This is a genomic window from Bacillus sp. mrc49 (genome assembly GCF_002803435.1).
Window position 1 is genome coordinate 1 of sequence record NZ_PHNG01000021.1, and the last position, 563, is coordinate 563.

General features: G+C 58.8%; 1 protein-coding gene. It reads right to left on the minus strand.

All coding sequences use genetic code 11. The features are described from left to right. A partial coding sequence (locus tag CVN76_RS00240; protein ID WP_332850575.1) for an aromatic amino acid transport family protein occupies window positions 1-472 on the minus strand: 472 nt, incomplete at its 3' end. Between the last annotated feature and the right edge of the window lie 91 nt (window positions 473-563).

The following is a 563-nucleotide window of genomic DNA, read 5'->3' on the forward strand; positions in this document are numbered from 1 at the left end:
ACAGCGACGCGATGGCATACACCGCGCTGGCCAGATACAGCAACACGATGCTGATCTGCAACAGCGGGTGGGTGATCCAGTTACACTGCCAACGTGGTGTCTGATCGCCATGCTTGCGCGCCCCACGCAGGATCAGCATCGGCATAATCGACAAAATCACCCCGCTGAAAACCCCGGCGAAATAGAGCGCATTAACGAATGACACCAACCCGCTGTAGGCCAGCGCGAACGGTGGCAGCACCACCAGCATCAGCACGCCGAAACGGCGCAGCGGCTGTTCGTCGTTACCCAGTCTGAACTGGTCGAAAATATTGGTCAGGAAGCTGCCGCCGAGGCCCCAGTAAGAGGTCAGCATCGCGCACAGGGCAAAAATATTGGCGGAGAAGAAGGCCCACTGCCCTAACGCCTGACCCCATGAAATGGTCGCCACGTCAGAAATGTTATTCAGCCCGCTGAGCGCAATCACCGACATCGGCACCGCCGCCAGCAGCACAAAGGTCACGGCCATTCCGACCATAATCGCCTTGGGCAGTTGTTCTGGCTTGTCCGAAAAGCCGCGCGCC